Source organism: Dactylosporangium sp. CS-033363 (assembly GCF_050942475.1).
Classification (GTDB): Bacteria; Actinomycetota; Actinomycetes; order Mycobacteriales; family Micromonosporaceae; genus Dactylosporangium.
This window is the reverse complement of record NZ_CP192032.1, coordinates 8,249,124-8,262,101: the sequence shown is the minus strand read 5'-3', so window position 1 is coordinate 8,262,101 and position 12,978 is coordinate 8,249,124. Positions and strand designations below refer to the sequence as shown.

Genomic DNA, 12,978 nt, shown 5'->3' with positions numbered 1-12,978 from the left:
AGGCATGCGACTTTCGATCTGGCCGGGCACGTCACAGCCGTACGACGACATTCTCGAGGTGGCCCGGCACGCCGAGGCGACCGGGTGGGACGGCGTCTATGTGGCCGACCACTTCATGGCCAACGCCGGGCCCGGGCGCGACCCGCTCGCCCCGATGCTGGAGTGTGCGACCGTGGTGAGCGCGCTCGGGGCGGCCGTGCCCCGGGTGCGCCTCGGCTCGCTGGTCTACGGCAACACCTACCGCCACCCCGCCGTGCTCGCCAACATGGCCGCGACCGCCGACCACGTGACCGGGGGCCGGTTCGTGTTCGGCGTCGGGGCGGGCTGGCAGCTCAACGAGCACGAGCAGTACGGCATCGAGCTGCCGCCGGTGAAGCAGCGCCTCGACCGGTTCGTGGAGGCGCTCGAGATCTGGCACGGGCTGCTGCGCACCGAGCGCACCACGTTCGCGGGCGAGTACTACCAGCTCACCGACGCCGTGTGCGAGCCCAAGCCGGTGCAGGAGCGGCTGCCGATCCTGATCGGGGGCGGCGGGGAGCAGCGGATGCTGGGGATCGTCGCGAAGTACGCCGACATCTGGAACACCTGGGGCAAGCCCGACGTCATCGCGCACAAGTCGGGCGTGCTCGACGAGTTCTGCGCGCGGCAGGGGCGCGACCCGAAGGCGATCGACCGCACCGCCCAGGCGCTCGTGGTCGTCGACGGGCCGCTGCCCGAGCTGCCGGCGCCCGTCATCGGCGGGTCACCGGCGGCGCTGGGGGACGTGCTCAGTCAGTACAAGAGCCAGGGTCTTGACGAGTTCATCGTGCCGGACGGGCTGCTCGGCACGGGTGCGGACCGCCTGAAGGCGATGGACACGATCCTCTCGCTCACGCGCGCGGCGTGAAGGTGAGCACCCTGTAGTTCAGCAGGCCGTTGAGCAGGCACCACTGCAGCGCGTCGCCGCCGGAGAGCATCTTCCAGTATTCGCCCCGCAGGCGCAGGGGGCGGCCGGCGGCGACGAGCGCGGCGATGAACCGGTCCCGCGGCCGGCGCAGTTCGAGGTGCGGGGTGAGGTCGACCTCGCCGGTCAGCTCCAGGCCGTGCCCGGCGGCGGCCGCGCGGACCTGCTCGACGGTCAGCAGCGAGCCGACCCGCCAGCCGTCGCGGAACGCCTCCAGCCGCCGGGCCTCGCGCGGCGGCGCCGACGGGGCCCGCTCGGTGAGGAAGTCGTCGCACACCAGCAGCCGCCCGCCGGGGCGCAGGACCCGCGCCGCCTCGCGGAAATAGCCCGCCGCATCGGGGCTGTGCAGGAACGCCTCGATGGAGAACACCAGGTCCGCGGTTCCGTGCAGATCATCCGGTACGTCCAGATAGTTGCCCTCCCGGCACCGCACCCGCCCGCCGAGCCCGGCCCCGGCCAGCAGCCGCGTCGCCCCCTCCGCCTGCCGCGGGCTGATGGTGAGCCCCTCGCCGCGGATCGGCGCGCGCCCGGCCAGGTACATCAGGCTCGCCCCCAGCCCGCACCCGAGGTCCACGACCCGCGGCTCCGGCGCGCCCTCGGGCAGCGCGGCCAGGATCAGCTCGTCGACGTGGTGGAACGCCTCCGGCCGGGTCGTCACGCCCGGGCCCCACACCGCGCGGTGGATCGAGGCGCCGCCCTGGCCCAGCCGGTCGAACGCGGCCGTGTTCCGGTCGTAGTAGCGCCGGACGTTCTCGGCGTGGGCGGCGGTCGCAGACGTCATACCCCTATGTACTGCCAGAAGGCCGGATCGGTTCAATCGCCCCGCCGGGTTACCCTGATCGATGATGAAACAAAGCGCTGAAACAACGCAGGAGCCGCGCGTCACGATCCGGGACGTCGCCGCGCAGACCGGGCTGTCGATCGCCACGATCTCGCGGGTCCTGAACGGCCGCGCCAACGTTGCCCCGGAGACCCGCGAGAAGGTTCTGCAGGCGATGGGCGGGCTCGGCAAGCGGGCCCCCCGCCGCCGCGGCGCGGGCGTGCCGAAGGCCGACAACGGGGTGTACGTGCGCTGCCCGTACCTGCTCACCGACTACTTCGGGCTGATCGTCTCGGCGATCACCGAGGCCCTCGACGCGCACGGCATGCACGCCGTCGTCGACGCCGGGGAGTCGGCCTGGCGGCGCACCGACGTGCTGCCCACGCTCACCGGCTGGCCGCAGGTCACGGGCGCGATCCTGATCCTGCCGCCGGAGCCGGAGGACGACCTGGAGCGGCTGCGCGACCGCGGCTTCCCGTTCGTCGTGGTCGACCCGCGCACCGCCCCGCCGCCGAACATCGCGTCGGTGTCGGCGGCCAACTTCGCCGGGGCCCGGCGGCTCATGACGCACCTGGTGGAACTCGGTCACCGGCGCGTCGGCGTGCTCGGCGGGCCGCTGAACTGGCTGGCCATGAGCGACCGGCTGGCCGGGTTCCACGCGCCGCTGGTGGCCGTCGGCGTGTACCCGGACGTGGACCTGCTGCGCACCTCGACCGACCCGACCGTGGAGGCCGGCCGGGCCCTCGCCGCCGGCCTGCTGGACCGCCCCGACCGGCCGACCGCGCTGGTGGCGTTCAACGACAAGATGGCCGTCGGCGCACTGCAGGCCGCGGCCGAGCGCGGGCTGCGGGTGCCGCAGGAGCTCTCGATCGCCGGCTTCGACGACATCGACGTCAGCCGGGCCACGCACCCGATGCTCACCACGGTCCGCCAGCCGCTGGGCGAGATGGGCCGGATGGCGGTCAGCCTGCTCAGCCGGATGCTCACCGGGAGCGACGTGGACGCGCTGCACGTCGAGCTGGCCACCGAGCTGGTCGTGCGCGGCTCGACGGGACCGGTGTCGCCGGCGCTCCGTTGACGCGTGTTTCATAAACACTTCCGCCAAGAGTCGAAAAAAGTTACAGCGATTCATTGACATGCCTCGGCCCTGAGCGGTTTCCTGGCGGTACCCCACCACCCCCGCCAGTGGAACAGGACACCCGATGCACGCACCCAGACGAGTGCGGCGCTCCATGCTGCTCGCGATCGCGGTCACCGCCGCGACCGTGGCCACCGTGGGCGCCGTCGCCATGACCGCCGCCTCCGCCGCCAGCACCGGACAGATCACCAGCTCGGCCAACGGCAAGTGCCTCGACGTCACCGACGGCTCCACCGCCGACGGCAACCAGCCCCAGATGTGGACCTGCTACGCCGGCAGCGCCAACCAGACCTGGACCCTCGCCGACAACGGCTCCGTGCAGGGCCTCGGCAAGTGCCTCGACGTCGTCAACGGCGCCACCACCGACGGCGCCGTCGTGCACCTGTGGACCTGCTACGACTCGGTCACCAGCCAGAAGTGGTCGCTCAACGCCGCCCACGACCTGATCAACACCAAGTCCGGCAAGTGCCTGGACATCAAGGACAACAACCTCGCCGACGGGGCCAAGCTGCAGCTCTGGACCTGCGGCGGCGGCGCCAACCAGAAGTGGAACTTCTCCGGAGGGACGGGCCAGCCGACCGCGACCGCCACCGCCACCGGCGTGCCGAACAACCCGAACAACCCCGACCTCGGCCCGAACGTCACGGTCTTCGACCCGTCGATGTCGCAGGCCACCGTCCAGAACAAGCTCAACTCGGTGTTCAACGGCCAGGTGAGCAACCAGTTCGGCGGCCAGCGCTATGCGCTGCTGTTCAAGCCCGGGACGTACAACGTCGACGCCAACGTGGGCTTCTACACCCAGGTCGCGGGGCTCGGGCTGACTCCGGACGCCGTCGTCATCAACGGCGCGGTGCACGCCGAGGCCGACTGGTGGCCGGACGGCAGCCAGAACGCGACCCAGAACTTCTGGCGCTCGGCCGAGAACCTGTCCGTGACCCCGACGGGCGGGCTCGACCGGTGGGCCGTGTCGCAGGCCGCGCCGTACCGCCGCATGCACGTGCGCGGCAACCTCGCGCTCTCCGACGGCGGCTGGTCCTCGGGCGGCTTCATCGCCGACTCGAAGATCGACGGGCAGATCCAGTCCGGCACCCAGCAGCAGTGGATCACCCGCAACTCGTCGATGGGCAGCTGGAACGGCTCCAATTGGAACCAGGTCTTCGTCGGGGCCACGGGCGCGCCCGGCAACAGCTTCCCGAACCCGCCGTACACCACGGTCGGCACCACCCCGGTCGTGCGCGAGAAGCCGTTCCTCTACGTCGACTCGGCCGGCGCCTACCAGGTGTTCGTGCCGGCGCTGCGGACCAACTCCAGCGGCACCACCTGGGCGAGCGGCAACCCGGCCGGCACCAGCCTGCCGATCAGCCAGTTCCAGGTCATCAAGCCCGGCGACACCGCCGCGACCATGAACAGCGCGCTCGCCGCGGGCAAGAACCTGCTGGTCACCCCGGGCGTCTACCACCTCAACCAGACGCTGAACGTGACCCGCGCCGACACCGTGATCCTCGGCCTCGGCCTGGCCACCCTGGTGCCCGACGGCGGGATCACCGCGCTGAAGACCGCGGACGTCGACGGCATCAAGCTCGCCGGCCTGCTCTTCGACGCGGGCACCACCAACTCGCCCGTGCTCGCCGAGATCGGCCCGTCCGGCTCCACCGCGAGCCACGCCGCCAACCCGACCAGCCTGTCCGACGTGTTCTTCCGCATCGGCGGGGCCGGCGTCGGCAAGGCCACCGTGAGCCTGCGGATCAACAGCAACGACGTGATCGGCGACCACTCGTGGATCTGGCGCGCCGACCACGGCTCCGGCGTCGGCTGGACCACCAACACCGCCCAGAACGGCCTGGTCGTCAACGGCAACAACGTGACGTTCTACGGGCTCTTCGTCGAGCACTACCAGCAGTACCAGACGATCTGGAACGGCAACGGCGGCCGCACGTACTTCTACCAGAACGAGATGCCGTACGACCCGCCGAACCAGGCCGCCTTCATGAACGGCTCCACCCAGGGCTGGGCCGCGTACAAGGTGGCCGACAGCGTCACCACGCACGAGGCGTGGGGCCTGGGCAGCTACTGCTACTTCAACGTCAACCCGGGTGTCGTGGCCGCGCACGCGTTCGAGGTGCCGGTGAAGTCCGGGGTCAAGTTCCACGACATGGTCACCGTGTCGCTGGGCGGCACCGGGACCATCTCGCACGTCATCAACAACACCGGCGCCGCGGTGAACTCCGGGCATCAGGTCGAGTACCTGGTCTCCGGGCCGTAAGTCGTCGGTCTTGCAGGAAGGGACATTGTGCGACGCATCATCACCGTCACCTCGACGGCGTTGCTCGCCCTGACCGTCGGGGCCGCGCCCGCAACCGCGGCCCCGGCGCATCGGGTGGAGACCGTCACCGGAACCTATTCCACTGGCGCCGCTCAGGCCTGGAAACCATTGCCACCCGTCACCGTGGGGAGCAACGGATCGGCCGCCGTCGACGCCACGGTCGTCATCGATCCAAGCCAGATGCGGCAGCGGTACAGCGGCATCGGCTTCTCCCTGGACGAGACCAGCGTGTCGAACCTGTGGAAGCTCACCCCGCAGCAGCGCGAGGACGCGATCCGGCTCCTCGTCGACCCCCGCAGCGGCGCCGGGCTGAACCGTTTCCGGCTCACCATCGGCAGCCCCGACCTCATCGAGCACCTGCCGTTCTGGTCCGAGGACGACCTGCCCGCCGGCGTCGCCGACGACTTCGGGCTCAAGTACTTCTCGATCCAGCGCGACATCGATCTGCACATCGTCGACACCATCAAGCTCATCCAGAAGTACAACCCGCGCGCGACGTTCTTCGCGTCGGCCTGGAGCGCGCCCGCGTGGATGAAGACGAACAACAAGTTCCTCGGCGAGGTCGCGCTGAAGCCGGGCAGCACCACCGACTACTACCAGGTCGGCAAGCTGCGCGACGACTGCATCGACGTCTTCGCCCGGTACTACGCGAAATACGTCGAGGCCTACGCGCGCAAGGGCATCCGCGTCGATGCGCTCACGCTGCTGAACGAGCCGGGAATGGACGTGGTCTACCCGGCCATGGACATCAGCGTCGAGCAGCAGCAGAAGCTCGCGGTCGCCATGCAGAAATACCTGCCGCGGGACGTCGACGTGTACATCCACGACTTCAACTTCTGGGACTGGAAGGACCCGAACAGCACCGAGACGAAGAACTACTACCGCGTCCTGAACGACCCGGCGGCGAACCGGGCGGCGGATGCGATCGCGTTCCACCCGTACTGGGGCGACCCGGCCGTGATGCGCGACGCCTATGAGCAGACCGGCAAGCCGGTGCACATGACCGAGACCAGCGACCTCTCGCCGGCCACGATCCTGAGCTATTTCCGGCTGGACGCGAGCTCCTACGTGATGTGGGCGCAGGCGACCGACCAGGACGGCGGCACGCTGCACTGGACGCCGCTGCGCGACAACAACGTGGACTGGGACCAGATCGCGGCGACGACGAAATGGCCGGACCGATTGGTGAAGGTCGACACGACGGCGCGCACGTACACGGTCCGGGACGAGCTCTATGGGATGGGTCAGTTCGCGAAGTACCTGACCCCGCGCCACACCCGCGTCGAATCGAGCGCGACGGCGAACGGCGTGAGCAACGTGGTCTACCGCGACGGCGACGATTTCGTGGCGGTCCTCGGCAACGCGAACACCTCGTCGCGGAAGGTTCGGGTGCTGCTGGCCGGAAAGCAGTTCGTGGCGACGGTACCGGCCGGTGCCTACGCCACCTACCGCTGGCACGCGTCGCTGCCGCCGGCGCACGGGAACCACGCTCCCGTATTGGCGCCCGTGGCTGATGTGACCGCGGATCAGTACACGACGACGACGTTTCGTCTGAAGGCCACGGACCGCGACCGGGACGCCCTGGCGTTCTACGCGGTCGACCTGCCGGACGGCGTGACCGTGGACGCGTCGACCGGAACGGTGTCGCTGCACCCGACGGCGGCGGGCCCGCTGGACCTGAAGTTCCGGGTCACCGACGGCGCGGCCAGTGCATCGACCACGGTGCACGTGACCGTGGCCCCGCACGGCGCCCCGATCGGCGAGAAGGTCGAGGCGGAGGCCTACACGGCCGAGCACGGCTGGACCGACGGCGGCGCCAACTTCGTCGAGAACAACCCGGCGGCCAGCGGCGGGAGGAACGTCGGCTGGACGTCGGCGGGCAACTGGCTGCAGTACCGGCTGGATGTCGCGACAGCCGGCACGTACAACCTGGAACTGCGCGTGGCCAACGGCAGCGGCGCCGTCGCCGCGAACGCCATCACGTTCCGCGACGCCGACGACCAGGTCCTGGCCACGGTGTCGGTGCCGGACACGGGCGGCTGGGGCAGCTACCAGTCCGTCACCACGACGGTGACCCTGCCGGCGGGCGACCAGCCGGTGACGGTCTTCTGCGAGACGGGCGGCTTCAACCTGGACTACTTCCGGCTGACCGCCTGACGGTTTCCTCGTGGTGGTCCCACGTCGTTTGTGGGACCACCACTTGTCTTTATGGGACCACCACCAGGCGTCGGCCGCGCAGATCGGTCCGCTGCCAGGCGTGCTCGATGTCGCGCAGGGGCACCGTCACCACGTCGAAGGTGAGCTCGCCGGACTGGGTCCAGGCCACGATCTGGCCGTACACCTGCTGCATGGTTTGTGCATCGAGCCCCTTGGCCGCCCCGCAGATCTCGACCCCGGACGTGCGCAGGCTCTCCGCGGCGAGCGCGATCCCGGCGCCGGCCGACTCGCCGATCTGCACCAGCCGCGTGGGCCTCGGAAACGCGAAGGACTTCGGCACGAGCGCGCGCAGCAGCACCTCGGTCGGCCGGCCCCACAGGAAGTCGAGCACGACGTCGTAGCCGTCCCCCTTCTCCCGCAGGAACGCCTCGGCCAGCGCGCCGTCGTCCACGGCGGTGTTGATGACGGCATCCGCCCGTACCTCGCGCAGCTGCTCGTCGTCCCGCCCGGTCGCGACCACCCGCCCGGCGCCGAGCAGCCGCGCCACCTTGACGGCGAGCCTGCCCGCGACTCCGGTGGCGCCCTGGACGAGCACCGTCTCGCCCGCCTGCAACCCGGCGGCCGTCCTGGCCGACATGGCGGTGATCGCGGTGCCGAGCACGGTGCCGATGACCGGATCGATGCCGTCGGGGATCGGCGCATACGCCCCCTTGGCCACCACGGTTCTTTCGGCGAGCGCACCGTAGGGGGCGCGCGGGTTTCCGAAGCCGACGACGGTACCGTCCGGCAGCGCCCCGATCCCGTCGAACGCCGGAATGGCGGGCAGCCGGGCCAGGTACTGCCCGCTCGCATAGTGGGTGCCGGCCGCGACGCTCTTGTCGACGTTCTCGACCGCGACCGCCTTGACCTCGATGACCACCTCGTCGTCGCCGGCCACCGGGTCCGGAAAGTCCTCGTACCGCGGGATGCCGCCGATCTCGTGCAGGACCGCTGCCTTCATCGTCTCCCCGTCTCTATCAGTGATAGGGGGACTCTAGCACTGATAGGGTGGGGATGGGAGGTACCTGTTGTGACGCTGGACCGACAGCGGATCGTCGCCGAGGCCGTGGCCCTGCTGGACGCCGAGGGCCTGGACGGCGTGACGACCCGCAAGCTCGCGGCGCGGCTGGGGGTGCAGTCGCCGACGCTGTACTGGCACGTGCCGAACAAGGCGGCCCTGGTCACGGCGATCGCGGACGCGATCCTGGACCAGGAGTTCGTTTCCATGTCCCCGCCCCCGCCGGACCAGCCCTGGCCCTTGTGGTTGAGCGGGTTGGCGTCCCGCTTACGCCGGGCGTTGCTCGCGCACCCGGACGGTGCCCGGGTGGTGTCCGCCTCGCAGCTCTCGCGCACCATGGCGGCGATCTCGGAGCTGGGCATGAGCACGCTGGTGGCGCGCGGCGTACCGTTGCGCCAGGCGCGGGTGATCGTGCTGACCGTGGAGCGCTTCACGATGGGGCACGTGCTCGAGGAGCAGGCCGCCCGCCCGGACGCCGCGGATTTGCAGGATTTCGACGTGGCGGCGTTCAGCGAACGGCACCCGACGGTGGTTGCGGCGATCACGGAGTACTTCGCGCCGGGCCGTACCGTCGACGACCTGTTTCAGGAGTGCCTGGACGTGGTGATCGCGGGGGCCATCGCCAGCGCCGCCTGACCCCATCCGGTGGGATCGTCCTGGGTCAGCGGGTGCGCCGACTGGTAGCCGGCGATGAAGGCCGCGTGGACCTCGGGCGGCACCGGTCCCCAGTCGCGGTAGCGGGTGCCGAGCAGGATTGCCGCGCGGGCGAGTGGTCGTACCGCGCCTCCCCGCGTTGTCGAAGAGAATGTTGGCGGAGCGGAAGTCGAAGTGCACACGCTGGCAGGCGAGCCGGTCGGACGCCGGCAGGTGGTCGGCCCGGCCCGATTCGAGCCAGGCGGTGATCCGGCCCGCCAGCGGTTCGGTCGCGGCGGCGGCTTGTGGGTACGCGGCGAGGGCGTCCTGCATGTTCGCGAGCACCGCGCCGGCCGCGCGCACCTGGTCGAGATCCGTGGTGTCGAGCAGGTCGCCGTCGATGACGCGCTGCAGGTTCATCGAGACCTGGTCGACCTCCACCTGCAGCCGGCCGTCGCGCGCGGGGACCGGCGCCGAGACGGGCAGGCCCCGGTCGTGGAGCCATGCCGTGAGCCGTGCGGCCTCCGCCAGGCGCGGGAAGCGGTCCGGCACCACCGACCACTTCGCGAGCATCCGGCCGTCCGGCGCGACGACCCAAGCCAGTGCGTTGCCGCCGTTCATGACGATCCGCTCACACGACTCGACGCGGACGGCCCAGTGCTCTTCGAGCGTGGCGGCGATCCAGCGCCCGGCGGCCTCCGCATCGGCGAAGCCGAACCGTTCCCCGAGCGCTCGGCGCGGGTCGTGCGCCTCCCACAACATCTCCAGCACCGGACCAGTGTCCCGCGGCGCGGGCGTTTGCCACGGTCGCTGCCACGCCGATGAGCGTCAGCGATTCACACGGCAAAACGAGCTCGATGCCGATTGGCAAGGCTCTGACCACACGGTGGTGAAGGCTTCGGTCGGCCGGTTCCAGCCCAGCTGATGGGTCTAACGAGAACCGGGCGTCGAGGTCAGCTGTCTATGCAGCATCGGCCGCCAGGCATCTGCAATCCGGAGTGCCCGGCGGGCAGCCGCACGGACGGTCGTGCATACGACCTCCGACGATTCCGGTTGAAGTCGGGCATGTAGCTGTAGGACGGCCCCGGCGACCGACAGCGACGAGACAAAGCGTTCGATGCATCGCCACATCGGCGCGGGGCCCCGCGGTTCGCGGGCGAGGCGGCATCCTGTTCTGCATGGATACATCTGCGCGTGTGCTCGCCACGACATGGAGGACAGGGCTGCGACCCGACAGGGACGCTCTGAACTCGACTGCGTGAGTACGGCATCGACGACAATGCCTTTCGACGTCGACGACCCCCTAGTCATCGCCGCCTGTGCTCCGCGCTGCCGGGCGCAGACCTCTAACTGCACTGGATAGGAACTTCATGGCTCAGCCCGGATATGCCACTCTTCGTATGGGTCTGCGTCCGCCCAGGGTCGCAGTCGTGTTTGACGGCGGTGATCATTGGCATTTTTGGGCACGCTTGGCTCTATACGCGTGCACGAAAATTTGGGGCGGTGAGGGATTCATGCTGATTCCCCATTCAAGCGGTCAGATCAACGCTGAACTGCTCGCGGCCGTACGCATCTATGATCCAGACTACGTGGTGAAGCTTGAGCGAACGGTTCGAACGTGTGAAACAGCCGAGCCTGGAGCGCTAACCATTCGTGACGCCGACGGAAATCCTGCGGAAGGTGTACGACGGGAAGAGTTGGTAGCGAGGCTGCGGGACGAGCCCGTGCATTTAGCGTTGGATGAAGAAGCGCGACGCAAGGTGGCGTCTCACTGTTCCCCCCATGGGCGTCGTGAAGCGGGCTTGGACTCGTCCGGAAAGTGGCACGAAAGAATGACGACGCTGTCGATCAATAGAGAGAACGGAATACTAACGAAGTTTGAGGAACTGCCTAATGCGGTTCAAACGACCTGTCTCAGCGCGCCGCCGGCATGGGGTGCCGCGCTTGGTGTTGCGATCGCAGAGCGATGCGGTGTGGTTGAGGAACCAGAAATTGGTGGGGCGCCGACGGTGGAAGCGGGAGAACTTCATGATCTTGTTAGTTGGTTGACCGACGACGAATTGGGTAGACCGCCATTCAGTTTGGTGTGGCATCCTACAGCCGCGTTGAATGTTGATCCAGCTAAGGTCGAAACGGCCTTCAGTCGGAATAGCCGCAGCCTGGTCAAGGTTGCCCGGGGATCTGCTCGGCATCCAGTCCTTATTTCGATCGGAGATTCAGCGGACGACTTTGCGATCGCCCACATATACAGGGTTCTTTATGGACGCGGGACGTGGCTTCCCACGTCTTGGTTGTATCCGGATGGCGGCCGTGTGCTCAACGTGGGAGATGCACTCACAGCTGCCGCAGCCCGGCATATTCTTCGTGATGATAGTGTGACGCTCACAACGACATCGGCCAGCGACGCGTTGATTGCGGAAATCCTCGCCAAATTTCGACGCCCGACCGTCGAGTGGATCGAAGGCGGCGACGAAATAGAACACCGTTACGCCATGAACACCGAGCATAGAACGCCGGAATGGTCCACGGAGGGTGTTCAGTACTTCGCCGTCGATGGCCATTTTGACCAAGATTTTGCGGTGCCAATCACCCGTACCAACGCCGACGACATCGATCTAGTTGCGCCATGTCCAGTGCCCCAAATTACTCACCCGGACTTCGCAAACACCTCTGAGCTGCATTGGCAAGTTGACATCGAACTTGCGGAGGCGAAGACGCCGCATGGCCGAGGTCTCGACGGTCACGCGCTCCTCGCGCCCGGCGAGGGGGCCTTCCTGACATGGGTTCGGAGTGGACGAGACGGGGCCGTGTACGAGTCGGAGCGATTCGATCTCATCTTGGCTGGAACGCCTTCAATGGCGCGCTTAGCGAGGCCGCGCCTCCGTGCGCCGAGTCTCTCAACGTGGTTGACCTTAATGGCCGTCCAGGACGGACGGCAGGTGAGGCTTTCGGCAGCAGGCAGACGTGTGGACGTGATGCGTCAGTTGTGGGGGGACCGAGCATCGCTGGCGAAAGAATTTGCTGGCTCGATGTTACCTGTCTTTCGGGCATTTCGCTCGGCGAAACGGAAACGAGACATCGAGCATGGCGAGAGTGTAAACGTCATTCTGCCTACGGGAGCAGGTGACGATTTATACGAATCTTACCTGAGCTTCGTAGGGATCTGCCAAGTTGGCGACGCACTCGAAGGCGCTACCGTCATGCGCGGCGAAGTGGACCGCTTGCTGGAGCGCGGTATTCTTCGGCGAGGAATGATTCTAGGTTGCGCGCAGTGCATGCGACCCACGTTCACCCGAATTGACGCACTGGCACAAATCAACCCCTGCCCGCGATGCGGTGCGATGAACCATCTTACTCAAGCTAGATGGCGTCAGCCGGAAGCTGAGCCGCAATGGTACTACGATTTGCATCCCATTGTGCGTGAACACGTAAGCCAGGATGGCGACATACCGTTACTTCTATCGCATTACCTGCGGACTCGAAGCCCCGATTACGACGACGTAGCTGAACTGGAGCTCACCAACTCCGACGCTGGCGCGATTGCAGAGTCGGATCTTATCGCCCATAGCGACGGGCAGGTAATCGTAGCTGAAGCCAAACGTCCGGCTACTCTCGGCGAGGGCCGTGACCTGAATCGGACGGTGACAAAGCGTGCGCTGTTGGCGCAGCAGGTTCGCGCGGATCAAATTATCCTTGCGACTGCGGCTACAGAGTGGAACGAGGCAAGTGTACGCGCCATGTGTACGGAGGTGTCGAAGCGGCCATGGGAATCCATGACTGCCCCACGCATCCGCCTGATCACTGGTCTCGGGACTGCAAAGATAACTGACGTCGGAGTCGACGCGCGGTCGGGACAGGCGTCACCGTGGATATAGCTCCGTCGGTCCGAATCTATCGCCTCGTGGAA

The 12,978-nt window shown here is 67.9% G+C and carries 8 protein-coding genes and 1 pseudogene; 6 read left to right on the top strand and 3 right to left on the bottom strand.

The features are described 5' to 3' along the window. Positions 1-4 precede the first annotated feature (4 nt). On the top strand, positions 5-886 hold the full coding sequence (locus ACQPZ4_RS38080; protein ID WP_433047135.1) for a TIGR03560 family F420-dependent LLM class oxidoreductase: 882 nt from the start codon (positions 5-7) through the stop codon (positions 884-886). On the opposite strand, the gene ACQPZ4_RS38075 is transcribed toward ACQPZ4_RS38080, so the two are convergent. Beyond that, entirely contained in the window at positions 870-1,724 is an 855-nt protein-coding gene (locus tag ACQPZ4_RS38075) for an SAM-dependent methyltransferase (RefSeq protein WP_433047132.1), read from the bottom strand. The two genes, ACQPZ4_RS38080 and ACQPZ4_RS38075, sit on opposite strands and share 17 nt — an antisense overlap. A gap of 61 nt (positions 1,725-1,785) precedes the next feature. Between ACQPZ4_RS38075 and ACQPZ4_RS38070 the strand changes: the two genes are divergently transcribed. The 3 genes from ACQPZ4_RS38070 to ACQPZ4_RS38060 all read left to right on the top strand — a co-directional run bounded on the left by ACQPZ4_RS38070 (position 1,786) and on the right by ACQPZ4_RS38060 (position 7,381). Then, positions 1,786-2,841 (top strand): LacI family DNA-binding transcriptional regulator, encoded by a 1,056-nt coding sequence (locus ACQPZ4_RS38070; RefSeq protein WP_433047129.1) that lies wholly within the window; start codon positions 1,786-1,788, stop codon positions 2,839-2,841. 154 nt (positions 2,842-2,995) lie between these two features. Next, positions 2,996-5,164, top strand: coding sequence for a ricin-type beta-trefoil lectin domain protein (locus ACQPZ4_RS38065; RefSeq protein WP_433047126.1), 2,169 nt, complete (start codon positions 2,996-2,998; stop codon positions 5,162-5,164). Between the two features lie 27 nt (positions 5,165-5,191). Beyond that, positions 5,192-7,381, top strand: coding sequence for a carbohydrate-binding protein (locus tag ACQPZ4_RS38060; RefSeq protein ID WP_433047123.1), 2,190 nt, complete (start codon positions 5,192-5,194; stop codon positions 7,379-7,381). Between the two features lie 49 nt (positions 7,382-7,430). Here the strand turns inward: ACQPZ4_RS38060 and ACQPZ4_RS38055 are convergent, their stop codons facing one another. Next, positions 7,431-8,381 carry a quinone oxidoreductase family protein gene (locus tag ACQPZ4_RS38055; protein WP_433047120.1) on the bottom strand — a complete coding sequence of 317 codons (951 nt, stop codon included), beginning with the start codon at positions 8,379-8,381 and terminating at the stop codon, positions 7,431-7,433. Between the two features lie 69 nt (positions 8,382-8,450). Here ACQPZ4_RS38055 and ACQPZ4_RS38050 point away from each other — a divergent pair, with 69 nt between their 5' ends. Beyond that, positions 8,451-9,074: a TetR/AcrR family transcriptional regulator C-terminal domain-containing protein gene (locus ACQPZ4_RS38050; protein WP_433047117.1), complete on the top strand. Its 624-nt coding sequence runs from the start codon at positions 8,451-8,453 to the stop codon at positions 9,072-9,074. Here ACQPZ4_RS38050 and ACQPZ4_RS38045 read toward each other — a convergent pair. Beyond that, positions 9,023-9,833: pseudogene (locus ACQPZ4_RS38045) on the bottom strand (phosphotransferase). The gene ACQPZ4_RS38050 and the pseudogene ACQPZ4_RS38045 sit on opposite strands and share 52 nt — an antisense overlap. A gap of 752 nt (positions 9,834-10,585) precedes the next feature. Here ACQPZ4_RS38045 and ACQPZ4_RS38040 point away from each other — a divergent pair. Continuing rightward, positions 10,586-12,946: a hypothetical protein gene (locus ACQPZ4_RS38040; RefSeq protein ID WP_433047114.1), complete on the top strand. Its 2,361-nt coding sequence runs from the start codon at positions 10,586-10,588 to the stop codon at positions 12,944-12,946. Positions 12,947-12,978 lie beyond the last annotated feature (32 nt).